Here is a 17,779-nt window from a genome sequence, read left to right as displayed (position 1 = left end):
GGGGAAGATCTTGTGGCAGGATGCCGTATCAGGTCATGAGCGACAGCCATCAGGCCCCGGCCGGCTGTCCGGCAACCCTCCGTCCGTGGCGGGGTGCCCCGGGTGAAGACCAGGCCGTAGGCAGCGAGGTCTACGGCAAGCGCGGACCCCTCGAGAATCCCAGGGGTCCTGGTCGTTCGAGGGAGCCTTCTGTGAGCAAGCGAATGCGATAGGGCGTAGAGCCCCGCCTCCGCACACCCCTTTTGCCTTTTCTCCCTGCGCCGAGCCGCGCGGGTGCACAGCGATACCCCCGTGCACCCGGCCCGCGCAGCGATTCCGCCTGCCTCTCACAGGAGCTCGCCATGTCTGTCTCCACCGCTGCCGCCGACCAGACCCTTTGTGCCCCTTTGCCCGTTCTGGGCCGAGACGTCACCGTCCCGCTCGTGACCGGCGGTGAGGTCACCTACGCCGCGCTCGACTACGCCGCCAGCGCCCCCGCCCTCCAGCGGGTGTGGGACGACGTCGCCGCGTACGCCCCGTACTACGGCAGCGTGCACCGCGGCGCCGGGTACCTCTCCCAGCTGTCCACCGACCTCTTCGAGAACGCCCGCAGGACCGTCGCGGAGTTCCTCGACTGCCGGGGCGACGACCAGGTCGTCTTCACCCGCTCCACCACCGACTCCCTCAACCTGCTCGCCGCCACGCTTCCGGCCGACTGCCAGGTGTTCGTCTTCGAGACGGAACACCACGCCTCGCTGCTGCCGTGGAAGGACGCCCACGTCACCTACCTCAACGCGCCCCGCACCCCGCAGGAGGCCGTCACGGCCCTGGAGCGGGCCCTCGCCGCCCGCACGGCGTCCACCGAAGGGGGCCACGGCCCGGCTCTGGTCTGCGTCACCGGCGCCTCGAACGTCACCGGCGAGCTGTGGCCGGTGCGCGAGCTGGCCGCCGCCGCCCACGCGCACGGTGCCCGGATCGTCCTGGACGCCGCCCAGCTCGCCCCGCACCACCCGGTGTCGGTGCGGGACCTCGACGTCGACTGGGTCGCCTTCTCCGGGCACAAGCTGTACGCGCCGTTCGGCTCCGGAGTGCTCGCGGGCCGCGCCGACTGGCTGCGCGAGGCCGAGCCGTATCTCGCGGGCGGCGGCGCCAGCCGCAAGGTCACGCGGCGGGTGGACGGCGGTGTGGACGTGGAGTGGCACGGGAGTGCGGCCCGGCACGAGGCCGGTTCGCCGAACGTGATCGGCGCCTACTCCATCGCCTCCGCCTGCAAGGCGCTGACCGAGGCCGGTTTCGACACGCTCGTCGCCCGCGAGGAGCAGCTGATCGGGGCCGTCCGCGCCGGTCTGGCCGAGGTGCCCGAGGTCCGCGTCCTGTCGCTCTTCGGCGACGACGCCCCGCGCGTCGGCGTCATCTCGTTCGTCGTCGAGGGCTGGAACAGCTCGCACTTCGCGGCCGCGCTGTCCGCCGAGTACGGGATCGGGGTGCGGGACGGTCTCTTCTGTGCCCACCCGTTGCTGCGGACGCTGCTCGGCAGCGATCCGCAGACGCAGGGGGAGTGCGGGGCGCCCGAGGCCGCGCCCGGGGAGAAGTCCCTCAACGCGATCCGCGTCAGCTTCGGGGCCGGTACGCCCGACGAGCATGTGGAGCGGTTCGTGCGCGCGGTCAAGGAACTGGTGCGGGACGGGGCGAAGTGGAACTACCGCACGGAGGACGGCCGCTGCGTTCCGGCGGTCTGAGATCGGCTCGGGGTGCGTGGGGGCGCGTGGGGGCTCCGCCCCCACATCCCCAAAGGGTCCGCGCGGCTGTGCCTAGCTGTCGAGGCCGATGGCGAACGCCGCCTCCAGGTCGTGCTGGGAGTACGTGCGGAACGCGACGTGGGTGTCCGTCCCCTCGACGCCGGGGATCTTGCTGATCTTGCCGGGGATGACGTCCGCCAGGTCGTCGTGGGCCTTCACCCGGACCATGGCGATCAGGTCGTACGTACCGGTGACGGAGAAGACCTCGCTGACACTGTCCAGCGCGGCGATCGACTCGGCGATCTCGGGGATCCGGTCCACGCTGGTCTTGATGAGCACGATCGCGGTGATCACGGCTGGTTTTCTCCCTCGGGGGCTGCTGCTGGGGTTTTCACTCTAGTCGGCCGCCCGAACCGCACCCACGCGTAGACGAACCCCAGCGAGAAGCCCACCAGGTGGGCCAGATAGGCGACCCCGGGGCCCGAGGGGCTGCGGCCCGCCGCCAGCCATTGCAGGGTCACCCAGAAGGGCAGCACGACCCAGGCGGGGAAGCGCAGCGGCAGGAAGAAGAGGAACGGGAAGAGACTGGTCACCCGGGCCCTGGGGAACAGGTACAGGAACGCTCCGAGGACCGCGGAGATCGCCCCCGAGGCGCCGACCAGGGTCTGCTCGGAGCCGGAGTTGGCGATCGCGTAACCCAGCAGAGCGAGGTAGCCGCAGACCACGTAGAAGACAGCGAACTGGACGTGGCCCATGCGTTCCTCGGTCATCGCTCCGAAGACGTAGAAGAAGAGCATGTTGCCCAGGAGGTGGAGCCAGCTGCCGTGGATGAACAGGGCCGTGGCCGGGGTGAGCCAGGCGCCCGGGGTCCCGTCGAAGAGCTCGGCGGGGATCACGCCCCAGCGCCGGAAGTAGGCCCGCTGGGCGACCACCAGCGCGTCCCCGGTGCCGAACGACGGATTGAGTCCCGAGGCGGGACCGATCAGGAAGATCAGGCAGCACAGGAAGATCAGCCCGTACGTCACCGGCGCGGACTGACCGCGCATCGTCCTGCCGACCGCCGTACCCCAGGTGCTGATCATGGAACAGAGCATGACGTAACCGGACCGATGCGCACAGAGTGCCTCGCCGCCATGGACGGCCGAGCGTCGAGTACCCGCCAGGCCGTAGGGTAACGAGCCACACGCGCCGGAGACCGGTGCCGGACGGACACTAGAAGGAAAGCGACTGCCACATGACGGTTCCCCTCCCGACCGCCGAGACTCGCTGGCGCTGCACACTCTGCGGCAACCTCACGCGATTCGACGTGACCCGCTCGTCCAAGGTCGTCGAGTATGTGCACCTCGACCTGGCCGGTGAGCCGAACGTCGAGGAGCGCAAGGTGGTCAGTGAGACCATCGAGTCGGTGCGCTGCCGGTGGTGCAACGCGGTGGACCAGGTGGAACTGGTGGACAGGCCGGGTGCCGGCTCCTGAGGGAGCGGGCCCCGCACAGACATTGGGGTGACGGATGGTGGAGACCACAGGCGGGGAGCCGGACGACGGCGCCGCTGAGGTGCTCGACCGTCCGCTGCCCGACGGGGTGCGCCGACGGGTCGTACAGATCGTGTCGGACGGCTTCGGCGGGTTGACCGTCGCCGAACTGCCCGCCCAATTGCGGCAGTATGCGCGGTTCACACCCAATCGGCGCGCGAAGTTCGCCGGCAACGCCATGGCCGCCGCGCTGGAGACCGATCCGCTGTTCCGGCAGCGTATCGCCGAAAAGCTCAGAGAGGCGCAGCCCGAGCTCGTCGGTGCCCTCGACTCGGGCGCGCCGCCGCCGGCCGCGGATCCGCTGGACGTGGCGGCCGCGGCCTATGTGCTGCGCCCCACGGGCTGGGTGAAGCTGGTGACGGCCGCGGGTGAGGAGGCCCTGCGGGCGGACGCCGAGCGCGCGGACGAGGAGAGCCGGGCGGAGCTGGAGCGGCTGCGCGAGGAGCTCGCGCAGGCACGTGGTCAGACCAAGGCCGAAACCGAGCGGTTGCGCACGGAGTTGGAGTCCGCGAAGAGGGAAGCGGAATCGCTTCACCGCAAGTTGCGCGGCGCCCTCAGCGACGTCAAGCGGGGCGAGGCCGCGCTGCGCAAGCTGCAGGGTGAGATGGACGCCGCGCGGGCGGACGGGCAGGCCCAGGTGTCCGCCGCCGAGAGCGAGACCCGGCGGCTCAAGGCGCGGCTCTCGGAGGCCGAGGCGGCCCTGGAGGCCACCCGCAAGGCGGCGCGCGAGGGACGCAGCGTCGAGGACATGCGCGTACGCCTGTTGCTCGACACCGTGCTGGAGGCGGCCCAGGGGCTGCGCCGGGAGCTCGCGCTGCCGCCCGTGTCCGTACGGCCGGCGGAGACCGTGGACGCGGTCGAACCGGGGCGCATGACGCCCAAGGACATCGCGGCCCGTGCGCTGTCCGAAAATGATCCCGCGATCCTCGACCAGCTGCTCGCGCTGCCGCAGGCGCATCTGGTCGTCGACGGCTACAACGTCACCAAGACCGGCTATCCGCAGATGCCGCTGGAGAAGCAGCGGCTCAGGCTGCTGGGGCAGCTCTCGCAGCTCGCCGCGCAGACCGGGGCCGAGGTGACCTGTGTCTTCGACGGGGCCGAGCTGGCGGCGCCCGTGCTGCTCGCGCCGCCGCGCGGGGTGCGGGTGCTGTTCTCCAAGGCGGGGGTCACGGCGGACGAGTTGATCCGCCAGCTGGTGCGCGCCGAGCCGCCCGGGCGGCCCGTCATCGTGGTCTCCACCGACCGTGAGGTGGCCGACGGGATCGCCAAGGCCGGCGCTCGCCCGGTGGCCTCCGTGGTGCTTCTCAAGCGCTTTTCGCGCGGCTGAAACAGTCGTCGGCGATCTGCGTCGTACGCCCCAAAGGGCTCGTACGTCCCATCCATAACATCCGGGCGTTGTGCCCGAATTGGCGAAACTTTCACGCAACGTAGCGTCAGCCCCACATCACTGCAGGTGAGTTGAGTGTAAAGAATGCGCTGGGCGACTAAGAATTTTCAGGTTTGGATTTGAACTGATCACAGGAAGGTCACTAGGGTCTGGGCTCGAACCTCCACTCGGGTGATCACTCATTGGGAGTGACGGTGGGGGGACACCGCCCGTCGGCGTCTCGGCAGGCGGCTGGAGGAAGAAGGAGCTCGCCTTCGTGGCGTCCCACCGTCGACCCAAGCAGCCGAGCCGCACCCGTGTGACCGTGCTCACCACCGCCGCAGCCGCTGCCGTTGTCCTCAGCGCCAACGCCGCCAACGCCGCGCCCAGCGAGAAGCCGAGCAAGGACGAGGTCAAGAGCAAGGTCGACAAGCTTTACGAGGAGACCGAGCAGGCCACCGAGAAGCTCGACGGGGCCAAGGAGAAGCAGGACAAGCTGGAGAAGGAAATCAGCACCCTGCAGGACAACGTGGCCCGCGGCCAGGACGAGCTCAACGCCTTGCGCGACGGGCTCGGTTCGATGGCCAGCGCCCAGTACCGCACCGGCGGCATCGACCCCTCCGTGGCGCTGTTCCTCTCCTCGGACCCGGACGACTACCTGGACAAGGCGTCCGCGATGGACCAGCTGAGCAGTCAGCAGGTCGAGGCGCTGAAGAAGGTCCAGGAGAAGCAGCGTTCGCTCGCCCAGCAGCGGCAGGAAGCCTCTGCGAAGCTCAAGGACCTCGCCGACACCCGTACGGAACTGGCCAAGCAGAAGAAGACGGTCCAGACCAAGCTCGCCGCGGCGCAGAAGCTCCTCAACTCCCTGACGGCCAAGGAGAAGGCGGCTCTGGACGCGCAGCAGTCCCGCGCCACCCGCGCCAGCGAGCGCACCGTTCTCGGCGACCCCGGTACGCCCGCGTCCGGGCGCGCCGGTGCCGCGTTCTCCGCCGGACAGAGCAAGATCGGCACGCCGTACGTCTACGGCGCCACCGGCCCCGGCTCCTTCGACTGCTCGGGCTTCACCTCGTGGTCGTACGCCCAGGCCGGTGTCTCCATCCCGCGCACCTCGGAGTCGCAGGCGACCATCGGCACCCGCATCTACTCGCAGAGCGATCTGCAGGTCGGCGACCTGGTCTTCTTCTTCGGCGACCTGCACCACGTCGGCCTCTACGCGGGCAACGGCCAGGTGCTGCACGCCCCGCGCACCGGAACCGTCGTGCGCTACGAGTCGATGAGCACCATCGGCGGGGCGTTCCAGTTCGGCGTCCGGGTCTGATCCGGCTCCCCGAACCCTCCGAGATCCTTTCGAGGCCCCTCGACATGCCGCCCGAACGGGCGAATCGCGGTAACTCCCGCTGACCCCACGCCCCGTCGGTGACCTGCGTCTCCGGCGGGGCGCCGCGTTGTGCGGCCCTGGAGGTCTTTGGTCGGTGCGTGGTCGCACGGCTACTGTCTGGCGCGTTTCCCCCAACTCCGGGGGACCGTCAGCGGAAGGGAGAGCGGCTACTCGTGGGGTCCCATCGCCGCCGTCCACCGTCCGGGTTCGACCGGGGCGTCAGCGCCGCGGGCATCGCCGGCATCGCCGTGACCGTGATGTCCGTCGCGGCCGCCGCCCTCGGGGCCGTACCGGCCGCCGCAGCACCGAAGGACGACACCCGGGCCGAGGTGGACCGCCTGTACACCCAGGCGGAGAAGGCAACCGAGGCGTTCAACAAGGCCGACGAGAGCGCGGGAGTCCTGCGCAAAGAGGTGAGCACGGCACAGGACCGCATCGCCCGGCAGCAGGACCGCATCAACGCCATGCGGGACGCGCTCGGTTCGCTCGCCGGGGCCCAGTACCGCGCGGGCGGCCTCGACCCCTCCCTGGCGCTGCTCTTCTCCGACAGCCCCGCCGAGTACCTCGACAAGGCCGCCGCGCTCGACCGGATCAACGCCCACCAGGCGGGCGAACTCAAGGACCTCCAGCTCGCCATGCGCGACCTCGCCCAGGAGCGCGAGGAGGCGACCGCCGAACTCGCCGAGCTGGAGAAGAGCACCATGGCCGCCGCCCGGCACAAGCGGACCGTCGAGCGGAAACTCGCCAAGGCCCGCATACTGCTCAACTCGCTGCCGTCCGCCGAGCGCGCCGCCTACGGCCGGGCCTCCCGCTCCGGACGCTCCGACCTGCCCGAACTCGGCAGTGTCACGCCCGCCTCGGGGCGCGCCGCCGCCGCCCTCGCCGCGGCCCGCTCCGCACTCGGCCGCCCCTACATGTGGGGCGCCAACGGGCCCGGCGGATTCGACTGTTCGGGCCTCATGCAGTGGTCGTACCGGCAGGCGGGCATCGGTCTGCCGCGCACCTCCCAGGAACAGCGCTACGCCGGACGGCAGGTGTCGCTCTCCCAGGCGCAGCCCGGCGACCTCGTCACCTACCGTTCCGACGCGAGTCATGTCGCGATGTACGTGGGCAACGGTCAGGTGATCCACGCGCCCTACCCGGGCGCGCCGGTGCGCTACGACCCGGTGGGCATGATGCCCATCTCGTCCGTGACGCGCGTCTGACCCCCGCACCCGGGCGCCGTACGACCCGGGCGCCGTACGATCGGGAACGTGGCTGGTCGAAGGCGTGCGTCGCGGGCGGGGTGCTCCCTGGTGCTGCTGCTCGCCGTGCTGGTGGGCTGCGGCGGCAGGCCGTCCCCGGACACCGCGTCCGCCGATGTGCAGCGGGTCCTCGACCGGCGGGCGGCCGCGGTCCTGGACCGGAACGAGTCGGCGTACCGGGCCACGGAGGAACCGTCCGGCCCGACCGCGGAGTTCGCCCGGCTGCGCGCGGTCCCGCTGGCCGCCTGGTCGTACCGCCTGACGGACCTGCACCGCTCCGGCGACCGCGCCACCGCGGGCGCCGAGCTGCGCTACCGCATCGAGGGCTACGACAGGGCCCCCGTCACCGCGGCCCGCACCCTGCGCCTGGTCCGCGACGGCGGGACCTGGCGGGTCGCCTCCGACGTACCCGCCGAGCGGGCCAGTCAGCAGCTGTGGGAGCAGGGGGCGGTGACGGTGGTACGGGGCGCGCACAGCCTCGTCCTGGGGGTCGGGCAGTCCGGTGAGCGGCTGCGGGCGTACGCCGGGCTCGCGGACCGCGCCGTGCCCGCCGTGACGGACGCCTGGGGCGCGGACTGGACGGGGCACGTCGTCGTCCTCGTACCGAAGTCGCTGGAGGGCATGGCGGGGCTGCTCGGGGCGCCCGCGTCCGGGTACCGGGGGATCGCGGCGGTCACCACGGGAGAGGCGGGAGGGACGGCCAGGGCGCCCGCGGACCGGATCATCGTCAACCCCGATGCGTACGGCCTCCTCGGCGACTTCGGGAAGCAGGTCGTGCTCACCCACGAGACGACGCACGTGGCCACCCGCGCCCACACCACCGCCGCCACACCCCTGTGGCTCTCCGAGGGCTTCGCGGACTGGGTCGGCTACCGCGGCAGCGGCCGTACGGCGACGCAGGCGGCGCCGGAGTTGGAGCGGGCGGTGCTGGACGGGCACGTACCGGCCGCGCTGCCGGACGACAAGGATTTCGGGTTCGCCGGGGACGCGGCGCGGCTGGCGCGGGCGTACGAGGGCGGCTGGATGGCCTGCAGGCTGATCGCCGACCACTGGGGCGAGGTCCGGCTGAACGAGTTCTACCGGGCCGTCGGTGACCACAAGAAGCGGCCGGGGGCCGTCGAGGGCGCGCTGCGGGACGTACTGCACACGACGCCGGAGAAGTTCACGCAGCAGTGGCAGGCGTACCTGAAGGCGCAGCTCGGCTGAAGCAGCTCGGCTGTATCAGTCCGTCGCCGTGTCCAGTCGGGCGATGGCCTCGGCGAGCCACTCCCGCTCCGCCTCGCCCGTCGCCCGCGCCACCCGCAGCATCCCCTGCCGGAACAGGTCGCCGGCCTCCTCCGCCCGTACGGGCTCGCCGTCCCGGTAGAAGAAGCTCGCGGGCGTCAGCAGGAACTCCTGGCGGCGGCGCAGGACCGCGGCCTGCTCCCGCGGGTCCGGGAGGTGGCGCAGGAACGCCAGCAGGGTGTTGAAGCGGACGTGGTCGGTGATCTCGGCCTGCTTGGGGTGGCGCAGCCGATCCAGGAGGTCCGCACGGCCCTTCTCGGTGAGCGACAGGATGCGACGCGGGGCGGCGCCGCTGCCGGGCTCCGTGTGCTGGTCCAGCTGTCCTGCGGCCACCAGGCGGGTGATCGCCGGGTAGAGCGCGCCGTCGCTGACCGGGCGGACATGGCCGCTGAGCGCCTTGATGCGCTCCTTCAACTCATAGCCGTGCAAGGGCTCTTCGAACAGGAATCCGAGGATCGACAGCTCCAGCATGCGGGGCGCTCCTTGCTTGCGGGTGCCGGGCGCCCATGGTACCTCTTATCGAGCTACCTCTAAACGAGGTAGCTCGATAAGAGGTAATCAAGAGGGACCAAGGAAACAAGGGAATCCAAGGGAATCGAGGGACCCATCGGTGAACGCCAACCGGAAGCAGCTCATATCGCTCGCCCACCCCGTGTACCTCTCCCTGCTCGCCTCCGTCGCCGCCGGGATCATCAACACCGTCTGGGTCTCCCGGCTCGGCGGTCCCGCCGTGGCCGCCGTCGCCGTCGCGACCAACACCGAGAACGTGCTCCTCGGTGTCGCCCTGGTCTTCGCCTCCGGTACGACCGTCCTCGTCGCCCACGCCAGAGGGGCCCGGGATCCGGGCGCGCTCCGGGCGGCCGTACGCGGCGGAGGGGCCCTGTGCGAGGTCGTGACGCCCGTGGTCGCCGTGGGCGGATACCTGCTGCGCGAGCCGCTGGCCCGGCTGGTCCTGGGCGGCGACGGGCGCGCCCTCGCCCTGGCGGTCGCCTACTTCGGGATCTCCCTGCCGGGCATGGCCGTCTTCTTCGCGCAGAACCTCGTCGACGGCATCCTGAAGGGCGCCGGTGACACCCGCACCCCGATGCGCCTCGCCCTGCTGGCCAACGGGCTGATTCTCGGCCTGGACCCGCTGCTCATCCACGCGTACGGCGTCCGGGGCGCCGCCGCCTCCACGGTCCTGTGCCGCTGCGTGGCCCTCGCCGTCGGCCTGCGGGCCCTGCGCCGCAACGCGTCGCTGCGCGAGGCCGCGGCCGTCCGCCCCGCCGAGCCCACCGGCCCCGCGCTGCGCCGCACCCTGCGGACCGGGCTGCCCATGTCCGCCGACTTCACCGTGCGCCAGGGCGGGGCGCTGGCCCTGGTCGCGATCGTGGCCCGGCTCGGGGTGCCGGCCGTGGCCGCGTACTCCCTCGCGTACAAGGTCATGTACGTCGCGACCATGGCCTTCTACGCGGTGCGGCAGGCCGCCTCGATCCAGACCGCGCACAGCCGGGGCACCGGCCGGGACGAGCGGGGCGCGATCGGGCGGCAGGCGGTGATCGTCTCCGGGGCGGTGGGCCTGGTGGCGGCCGTCTTGCTCGGCGCGTTCGCCCCCTGGATCATGCGGGCCTTCGGAGCCGGGGACGCGGTCGCCCACGCCGGCGTGCTGTTCCTGCGCTGCGTCGGCCCCTACCTGCTGCTGATGGCCTGCTTCATCGCGCTGGGCGGGGTCTTCGAGGGGAGCGGGGGAGCCCCGTTGTTGCTGCGGGTGACACTGCTCGGCGCCGCGGTCCAGCTGCCTCTGGCGTACGCCCTGTCGGGGCTCGGGCTGCCCGGGATCTGCCTGGCGCTGGCGCTGTCCATGGCGGTGCAGTGCACGGCCGTCGGACTGCTTCTCGCCCGCGCCCGCCGCCGTCAGGGGGAGCTCAGGCGCTCCTTGCTGCGGGTGGCCTGAGCGGGCAGGGTCGGGGCCGGGTCGGACACCGTGCTCCACCACAGTTCGAGCGCGGCGAGCAGGGCCGCGATCACCAGCAGGCCGTTGCGCAGGAAGAGCAGGGTGATGCCCAGCCGGTCGCTGCCCACGATGTGCGAGAACCAGATCGGGAACTCCAGGACGGTCACGAAGCACGCGGCCAGCACCAGCCCGACCGGCAGGGTCATCCGACTGCCCCGGAAGCACAGGCAGACCGCGCCGATCCCGACCAGCCACACCATGTACTGCGGGCTGATGACCCGGCTGGTGGCCGTGAACATCAGCACCGCCACGAACGCGGCGTCGGCGAGCGTGTGCGGCGAGAAGCGCTGGGCGCGCAGCCGCCACAGCAGCAGCCACGCGAAGGCGATCGCGGTGAGCGCCAGGGCCAGCCTGCTCACCACGTCGACGTACGGGCCGAGGAACTCCACCGAGCCGTAGTTGAGCAGCACCTGACCGTCCCAGCCGAAGTGCCGGCCCACATGGAAGACGAGGGAGCCCAGCGACTCCACCTCGGTGCCCCGGTCGCGCTGGAAGGTCAGGAAGGAGAAGGCGCCGGGCATCGACAGCCCGAACAGCACCGCGATCCCGCCCGCGGTCACCGCCGCCGCGGCCCACGCGCGCCGCTTCACGGCCCCCAGGAGCAGGAGCGCGGGCCAAACCTTCACCAGCGCCCCGAAGCCCACGAGAACGCCCATCACCCGCGGATGGCGGGCTCCCGCGAGCAGCGCCGCGACCGCCACGGCCGTCACCATCACGTCGTAGCGGGCGTAGACGGTCGGTCCGAGCAGCGGGACGCCGATCACCCACACCCAGGCGCCGCGCAGCGTCTTGCCGGGGCGCCGGCCGGCGTAGTGGAGCAGCGCGTACACCACCAGGTCGGCGACGAAGGCCAGCAGGAAGAAGGCGTGCGCGTAGTCGAGGAAGGGCAGCAGCCCGGGGGAGAGGATCGCGAGCGCGGCGGCCGGCGGGTACTGCCAGGTCACGTCGTCGAGCGGGAAGGTGCCGGTGCGCAGGATCTCGTACCAGCCCTGGTAGATCACCGAGACGTCACTCGTGACGTCCGGTCCCGGGAAGACGAACACCTTGGAGACGAAGAGCAGAAGCAGAAGCCTGGTCAGGCCCCAGGTTCCCAGCAACGCGTACGGAACCCCTTCCCCCCGTGTGCCCTTCATGCTCACCTGGCCCTCGTTCGTCGGCTGTCTTTGCGCTGGTGCGGTCGTGCGGTCGTGCGGTGGTGCGGTGGTGCGGAAACATGATGACGTGCGGGGCTGTGCGAGGCCCGTGAAGTGCGGCCGTACGGAGCTGTGACCACCGGTGGAATACAGCTTCGCCGCTGTGGACCGCTCGCGTGGGGATTCGAAGGTTTCGGTAGTGTCGAACGCGATGCACAAGACCCTGATCGTGACCAACGACTTCCCGCCCCGCCCCGGCGGCATCCAGGCGTTCCTGCACAACATGGCGCTACGACTGGACCCCGAGAGGCTCGTAGTCTACGCATCCACGTGGAAGCGGAGCCGGGAGGGCGTCGAGGCGACGGCCGCCTTCGACGCCGAGCAGCCCTTCACCGTCGTCCGGGACCGTACGACGATGCTGCTGCCCACGCCGGGCGCCACCCGGCGCGCCGTCGGGCTGCTGCGCGAGCACGGCTGTGCGTCGGTGTGGTTCGGGGCGGCGGCCCCGCTCGGCCTGATGGCGCCCGCGCTGCGCAGGGCGGGCGCCGAGCGCCTGGTGGCCACCACGCACGGTCACGAGGCGGGCTGGGCCCAGCTGCCCGCCGCACGGCAGCTGCTGCGCCGTATCGGCGAGTCCACGGACACGATCACCTACCTCGGCGAGTACACGCGCTCGCGCATCGCGTCCGCGCTGACGCCCGAGGCCGCCTCCCGCATGGTCCAGCTGCCTCCGGGGGTCGACGAGAAGACCTTCCACCCCGGCTCGGGCGGCGACGCGGTCCGCGCCCGCCTCGGCCTCACCGACCGCCCGGTGGTGGTCTGTGTCTCCCGGCTGGTCCCGCGCAAGGGCCAGGACACGCTGATCCTCGCCATGCCCCGCATCCTCGCCAAGGAGCCGGAGGCGGTGCTGCTGATCGTCGGCGGCGGGCCGTACGAGCAGGACCTGCGCAAGCTGGCGTACGACACCGGGGTCGCCGCCGCGGTCCGCTTCACCGGCGCGGTTCCCTGGTCGGAGCTGCCGGCCCACTACGGCGCGGGCGACGTCTTCGCGATGCCCTGCCGCACCCGACGGGGCGGCCTCGACGTCGAGGGCCTGGGCATCGTCTACCTGGAGGCCTCCGCGACGGGCCTGCCGGTCGTCGCGGGCGACTCGGGGGGCGCCCCCGACGCGGTCCTCGACGGCGAAACGGGCTGGGTCGTCCGAGGTGACTGCCCGGACGACTCCGCCGACCGCATCATCACCCTCCTCGCCGACCCCGAACTCCGCCGCCACATGGGCGAACGGGGACGGGAGTGGGTGGAGCAGAAATGGCGCTGGGACCTGCTGGCGGAGAGCCTGAAGGAGTTGCTCTAGGTGCGCGTCCGGTCACAAACACCCCGCGCTCTCCCCACTCACCGCGACGCCCTCTGAAATCCCGGCAAAAAGCCTAGGCGGAAGCAAATAATCCGCCGATGCTGCGCACATGACAGAAAAACTGACTCATCATCAGATGAGTAACCGTCAGCTGACAAACCGTCACCTGACGAGACGCCAGATCCTGGGCATGGTCGCCCTCCAGACGGCCGCCGCCGCCGGCCTCACCCGTGTGGGCCTCCAGTCCGCCCACGCGGCGGAGCCCGCCGCAGTCGACACCGCGCCCGCCATCGTCATCGGATCGGGCTACGGCGCCGCCGTGGCCGCCCTCCGCCTCGGCCAGGCCGGCATCCGCACCCTCGTCATAGAGATGGGCAAGCTCTGGAACACCGCCGGCTCCGACGGCAAGGTCTTCTGTTCCACCGCCGCCCCCGACGAGCGCTCGATGTGGTTCCGCACCCGCACCGAGGCCCCGCTCGCCACCTTCCTGTGGCTGGACGTCGTCAACAAGGACATCGGCCTCTACCCGGGAGTCCTGGACCGGGTCCACTACGACAACATGTCGGTCTACGTCGGCCGAGGCGTCGGCGGCGGCTCGCTGGTCAACGGCGGAATGGCCGTCACGCCCCTCCAGTCCTACTTCTCCGAGCAGTTCCCCACGGTCGACGCCACCGAGATGTACAACACCTACTTCCCGCGCGCCCGCACCATGCTCGGCGTCAACACGGTCGACCCCACCTGGTTCGAGTCCACGGAGTGGTACCAGTTCACCCGCACCTCCCGTAAGGCCGCCGCCAACGCCGGCCTGAAGACGACCTTCGTCCCGAACGTCTACGACTTCGCCTACATGCAGCGCGAGGCGGCCGGCACCGCCACCAAGTCCGCGCTCGCCGCCGAGGTCATCTACGGCAACAACTACGGCAAGAAAAGCCTCGACAAGACCTACCTCGCGGCCGCGCTCGGCACCGGCAACGTCACCATCCACACCCTGGAGAAGGTCCGGGCGATCAGCAGGGCCACGGACGGCACGTACACCCTGACCGCCGACCGGATCGACACCACCGGCGCGGTCGTGGAGACCAAGCAGTACAGCTGCACGTACCTCTTCCTGGGCGGCGGCAGCCTGGGCACCACCGAACTCCTCGTCCGGGCCCGGGAGACGGGCACGCTGCCGGCCCTGGACGCGAGCGTCGGCACCGGCTGGGGCACGAACGGCAACGTGATGACGGGCCGCGCCAACCACATCTGGGACACGGTCGGGGCGAACCAGTCGACGATGCCGGTCATGGGCATCGACGACTGGGCCAACACCGCCAACCCCGTCTTCGCCGAAATCGCCCCGATACCCACCGGGTTGGAGACCTGGATCAGTCTCTACCTCGCGATCACCAAGAACCCGCAGCGCGCGTCCTTCACGTACGACGCGGCGACGGACTCCGCCAAGCTCGGCTGGACCGCCGCCCAGAGCGCGGTCTCCGTGAGCATGGCCAAGAAGCTCTTCGACCGGATCAACTCGGCCAACGCGACGATCTACCGCTACGACCTCTTCGGCAACAACAAGACCTTCGCCGACGACTTCTGCTACCACCCGCTGGGCGGCTGCGTGCTGGGCAAGGCCACGGACAACTACGGCCGGGTCAAGGGGTACCCGCACCTGTACGTCACCGACGGCTCGCTCGTGCCGGGCTCGATCGGGGTGAACCCGTTCGTCACGATCACCGCGCTCGCGGAACGCGGAATGGCGCGGATCCTCGCCGAGGACACCGCGCCATGAGAACCGCTCGATCGGGCCGTCAGCCCCGGTAGATGGCCTCGATCTCGTCCGCGTAGTCCTTCGCCACCACGTTGCGCTTGAGCTTCAGGGACGGCGTGAGGTGGCCCGACTCCTCCGAGAACTGGGAGGACAGAATGCGGAACTTCCGCACCGATTCCGCCTTCGACACCGCGGCGTTGCCGTCGTCGACCGCGTCCTGGATCGCAGCGATCAGATCCGGGTCCTCGCGCAGCGACGCCGCGGTGGAACCCGCCGGCTTGCCGTGCTCCTCGGCCCAGCGGCCCAGGAACTCCTCGTCGACGGTGACCAGCGCGCCGATGAACGGGCGCCCGTCGCCGACCACCATGCACTCCGCGACCAGCGCGTGCGCGCGGATGCGGTCCTCGATCACGGCCGGGGCGACGTTCTTGCCGCCCGCGGTGACGAGGATCTCCTTCTTGCGGCCGGTGATACGGAGGTAGCCGTCCTCGTCGAGGGTGCCGATGTCACCCGTGTGGAACCAGCCGTCCGCGAGCGCCTCGGCGGTCGCGGCCTCGTTGTTCCAGTACTCCTTGAACAGGTGCTCGCCGTGCAGCAGCACCTCGCCGTCGTCGGCGATCCGGATCACGGAGCCGGGCAGCGGCTGGCCGACCGTACCGATCTTCGTACGGTCCCAGGGGTTGAATGCGGTGGCCGCGCAGGACTCCGTGAGGCCGTAGCCCTCCAGGACCGTGAAGCCGATGCCGCGGAAGAAGTGGCCCAGACGCTCGCCGAGCGGGGCGCCGCCGGAGATCGCGTACTCCCCGCGACCGCCCAGCACCGCGCGCAGCTTGCTGTAGACGAGCTTGTCGAACGTCTTGTACTTGATCTTCAGGCCGAGCGACGGGCCGGAGGGGGTGTCCAGGGCGCGGCTGTAGGCGATCGCCGTGTCCGCCGCCTTGTCGAAGATCTTGCCCTTGCCGTCCGCCTGCGCCTTGGCGCGCGCCGAGTTGTAGACCTTCTCGAAGACACGCGGCACACCGAGGATCAGCGTCGGCCGGAACGCGGCCAGCTCGTCGGTGAGGTGCTTGATGTCCGGGACGCAGCCCAGCTTGATCGGCGCCATCATCGGCGCGACCTGCACCAGCCGGCCGAAGACGTGCGCGAGCGGCAGGAAGAGGAGGACGGAACACTCGCCCGTACGGAACAGGGGGCGCAGCCGCTCCACGATGTTGCCGCACTCCGCGAAGAAGGCGCGGTGGGTGAGGACACAGCCCTTGGGGCGGCCGGTCGTACCGCTCGTGTAGACGATGGTCGCCGGGTCGTCCGCCTTGGCGAGCGAGCTGCGCTCCTCGACGGTGGCGTCGCTGACGTCCTGGCCCGCGCGCCCCAGTTCCTCCACCCCGCCGGCCTCGATCTGCCAGACGTGCTTGAGGGCGGGCAGCCGGTCGCGCACCGACTCCACGGAGGCCGCGTGCGTGTCCAGCTCGACGATGCAGGCGCTCGCGCCCGAGTCGCCGAGTATCCACTGCACCTGCTCGGCCGAGCTGGTCTCGTACACCGGCACGGTGATCGCGCCCGCGCTCCAGATCGCGAAGTCGAGCAGTGTCCACTCGTAGCGGGTACGGGACATCAGGGCGACCCGGTCGCCGGGCTGTACGCCGGAGGCGATCAGGCCCTTGGCCGCGGACCGCACCTCGGCGAGGAAGGTGGTGGCGGTGACGTCCGTCCACGTGCCGCCCACCTTGCGGGCGATGACGGCGACGTCGGGATGCTGCGCGGCGTTTCTGCGGACGATGTCGGTCAGATTTCCGTCCGCAGGGACCTCGTACAAAGCCGGAAGGCTGAACTCGCGCAAGACTGCTGCTCCTCATAGGGCGCCGACGCCACGACGGTGTGTGATGCGACGGAGCGGTCCAAGGCTCGGGCAGGTACCCAGGAACATCATTGTTGAAATCCTGAGTACGACTGGACTGCCCGGACGTTACCCACCGGTACGGCTTTTTCGATAGGGGGCTTACCGAGATGTTCCCTGCGTCACACAGGTTGGCGCGTCGCACCGGATGGCGTTCCTTCGCGCACAGTAGTCCACGCTCTTCTTGCCGTGCCAGTAACCGCAGGTCCGACCGCCTCTATTCACGTTTGCCCCACACGCCTACGCTTGATCGTCATGGCACCCACACCAGGCGGTAACCGCAGAACGCGCATTCATGTGGTCAGTGACGTGCACGGCAACGCGCGCGACCTGGCCCGGGCCGGCGACGGCGCGGACGCCCTGGTGTGCCTCGGTGACCTGGTGCTCTTCCTCGACTACGCCGACCACGCGCGCGGCATCTTCCCCGACCTCTTCGGCACCGAGAACGCCGACCGGATCGTCGAGCTGCGCACCGCCCGCCGCTTCGCCGAGGCGCGGGAGTTCGGGCGGCGGCTGTGGGACGAGATCGGAATGGATCATTCCGTGGCCATCGAGAAGGCGGTCCGCAAGCAGTACGCCGAGCTGTTCGCCGCGTTCCCGACACCGACGTACGCCACCTACGGCAATGTCGACATGCCCCCGTTGTGGGCGGAGTACGCCGGACCCGGCACGACGGTCCTCGACGGTGAGCGGGTGGAGATCGGCGGCCGGGTCTTCGGCTTCGTCGGCGGGGGGCTGCGCAGCCCCATGCGGACGCCCTACGAGATCGACGACGAGGAGTACGCGGCGAAGATCGAGGCGGTCGGCGAGGTCGACGTGCTGTGCACGCACATCCCGCCGGACGTACCGGAGCTGGTCTACGACACGGTGGCGCGCCGCTTCGAGCGCGGCTCCCGTGCCCTCCTCGACGCGATCCGTCGCAGCCGTCCCCGTTACTCCCTCTTCGGCCATGTCCACCAGCCGCTCGCGCGCCGGATGCGGATCGGGACGACCGAGTGCGTGAACGTCGGCCACTTCGCGTCGTCGGGCCGCCCGTGGGTCATGGAGTGGTGAACACCAGGTGGGGTGGCGATGGTTCGGCGGGCGCGCGGTAGCCTTCACGCTGCACACACGTGCGTACCACCCTCCCTC

15 protein-coding genes and 1 riboswitch are annotated in these 17,779 nt (G+C 70.7%); of the genes, 10 read left to right on the top strand and 5 right to left on the bottom strand.

Annotated elements, in window-relative coordinates:
• Positions 1–31: 31 nt before the first annotated feature.
• Positions 32–148, top strand: a riboswitch (SAM riboswitch).
• Positions 149–341: 193 nt separating this feature from the next.
• Positions 342–1,718, top strand: coding sequence for an aminotransferase class V-fold PLP-dependent enzyme (locus ACZ7M3_RS18440; RefSeq protein ID WP_472064458.1), 1,377 nt, complete (start codon positions 342–344; stop codon positions 1,716–1,718).
• 72 nt (positions 1,719–1,790) lie between these two features.
• On the opposite strand, the gene ACZ7M3_RS18435 is transcribed toward ACZ7M3_RS18440, so the two are convergent.
• Positions 1,791–2,072: an Lrp/AsnC family transcriptional regulator gene (locus ACZ7M3_RS18435; protein WP_054231546.1), complete on the bottom strand. Its 282-nt coding sequence runs from the start codon at positions 2,070–2,072 to the stop codon at positions 1,791–1,793.
• Positions 2,069–2,800 carry a rhomboid family intramembrane serine protease gene (locus tag ACZ7M3_RS18430; protein WP_120987272.1) on the bottom strand — a complete coding sequence of 244 codons (732 nt, stop codon included), beginning with the start codon at positions 2,798–2,800 and terminating at the stop codon, positions 2,069–2,071. The genes ACZ7M3_RS18435 and ACZ7M3_RS18430 overlap by 4 nt, the downstream gene beginning before the upstream one ends.
• A gap of 152 nt (positions 2,801–2,952) precedes the next feature.
• Between ACZ7M3_RS18430 and ACZ7M3_RS18425 the strand changes: the two genes are divergently transcribed.
• The 5 genes from ACZ7M3_RS18425 (at position 2,953) to ACZ7M3_RS18405 (ending at position 8,443) form a co-directional block, all read left to right on the top strand.
• Positions 2,953–3,192, top strand: coding sequence for a hypothetical protein (locus ACZ7M3_RS18425; RefSeq protein ID WP_054231545.1), 240 nt, complete (start codon positions 2,953–2,955; stop codon positions 3,190–3,192).
• A 34-nt stretch (positions 3,193–3,226) separates the two neighbouring features.
• Positions 3,227–4,576, top strand: coding sequence for an NYN domain-containing protein (locus ACZ7M3_RS18420; RefSeq protein WP_472064456.1), 1,350 nt, complete (start codon positions 3,227–3,229; stop codon positions 4,574–4,576).
• Positions 4,577–4,892: 316 nt separating this feature from the next.
• Positions 4,893–5,933: a C40 family peptidase gene (locus tag ACZ7M3_RS18415; protein ID WP_452975684.1), complete on the top strand. Its 1,041-nt coding sequence runs from the start codon at positions 4,893–4,895 to the stop codon at positions 5,931–5,933.
• 233 nt (positions 5,934–6,166) lie between these two features.
• A complete protein-coding gene (locus ACZ7M3_RS18410) occupies positions 6,167–7,198 on the top strand; it encodes a C40 family peptidase (protein ID WP_472064454.1) in 1,032 nt (343 codons plus the stop codon).
• A 48-nt stretch (positions 7,199–7,246) separates the two neighbouring features.
• Positions 7,247–8,443, top strand: coding sequence for a hypothetical protein (locus tag ACZ7M3_RS18405; protein ID WP_472064452.1), 1,197 nt, complete (start codon positions 7,247–7,249; stop codon positions 8,441–8,443).
• 15 nt (positions 8,444–8,458) lie between these two features.
• Here ACZ7M3_RS18405 and ACZ7M3_RS18400 read toward each other — a convergent pair whose 3' ends face one another.
• The gene (locus tag ACZ7M3_RS18400) at positions 8,459–8,992 is read right to left on the bottom strand and encodes a PadR family transcriptional regulator (RefSeq protein ID WP_472064450.1); all 534 of its coding nucleotides are present in this window, start codon (positions 8,990–8,992) and stop codon (positions 8,459–8,461) included.
• A 139-nt stretch (positions 8,993–9,131) separates the two neighbouring features.
• On the opposite strand from ACZ7M3_RS18400, the gene ACZ7M3_RS18395 reads away from it, so the two are divergent.
• On the top strand, positions 9,132–10,454 hold the full coding sequence (locus tag ACZ7M3_RS18395) for an MATE family efflux transporter (RefSeq protein ID WP_472064448.1): 1,323 nt from the start codon (positions 9,132–9,134) through the stop codon (positions 10,452–10,454).
• On the opposite strand, the gene ACZ7M3_RS18390 is transcribed toward ACZ7M3_RS18395, so the two are convergent.
• Positions 10,415–11,647 (bottom strand): glycosyltransferase 87 family protein, encoded by a 1,233-nt coding sequence (locus ACZ7M3_RS18390; RefSeq protein WP_472064446.1) that lies wholly within the window; start codon positions 11,645–11,647, stop codon positions 10,415–10,417. The genes ACZ7M3_RS18395 and ACZ7M3_RS18390 overlap by 40 nt on opposite strands.
• Positions 11,648–11,858: 211 nt before the next feature.
• Between ACZ7M3_RS18390 and ACZ7M3_RS18385 the strand changes: the two genes are divergently transcribed.
• Positions 11,859–13,001 carry a glycosyltransferase family 4 protein gene (locus ACZ7M3_RS18385; RefSeq protein ID WP_472064444.1) on the top strand — a complete coding sequence of 381 codons (1,143 nt, stop codon included), beginning with the start codon at positions 11,859–11,861 and terminating at the stop codon, positions 12,999–13,001.
• A gap of 136 nt (positions 13,002–13,137) precedes the next feature.
• A complete protein-coding gene (locus ACZ7M3_RS18380) occupies positions 13,138–14,775 on the top strand; it encodes a GMC oxidoreductase (RefSeq protein WP_472064442.1) in 1,638 nt (545 codons plus the stop codon).
• Positions 14,776–14,794: 19 nt separating this feature from the next.
• Here the strand turns inward: ACZ7M3_RS18380 and ACZ7M3_RS18375 are convergent, their stop codons facing one another.
• Positions 14,795–16,591, bottom strand: a complete 1,797-nt coding sequence (locus ACZ7M3_RS18375; protein ID WP_472064440.1) for an AMP-dependent synthetase/ligase — start codon at positions 16,589–16,591, stop codon at positions 14,795–14,797.
• 312 nt (positions 16,592–16,903) lie between these two features.
• Between ACZ7M3_RS18375 and ACZ7M3_RS18370 the strand changes: the two genes are divergently transcribed.
• Complete coding sequence (locus tag ACZ7M3_RS18370) at positions 16,904–17,701, top strand: metallophosphoesterase family protein (RefSeq protein ID WP_472064438.1); 798 nt, start codon at positions 16,904–16,906, stop codon at positions 17,699–17,701.
• Positions 17,702–17,779: the final 78 nt, after the last annotated feature.

This window comes from Streptomyces sp. NPDC111656, assembly GCF_055656965.1.
The sequence above is the reverse complement of the archived record's forward strand: the minus strand, read 5'-3'. Positions and strand labels throughout refer to the sequence as shown.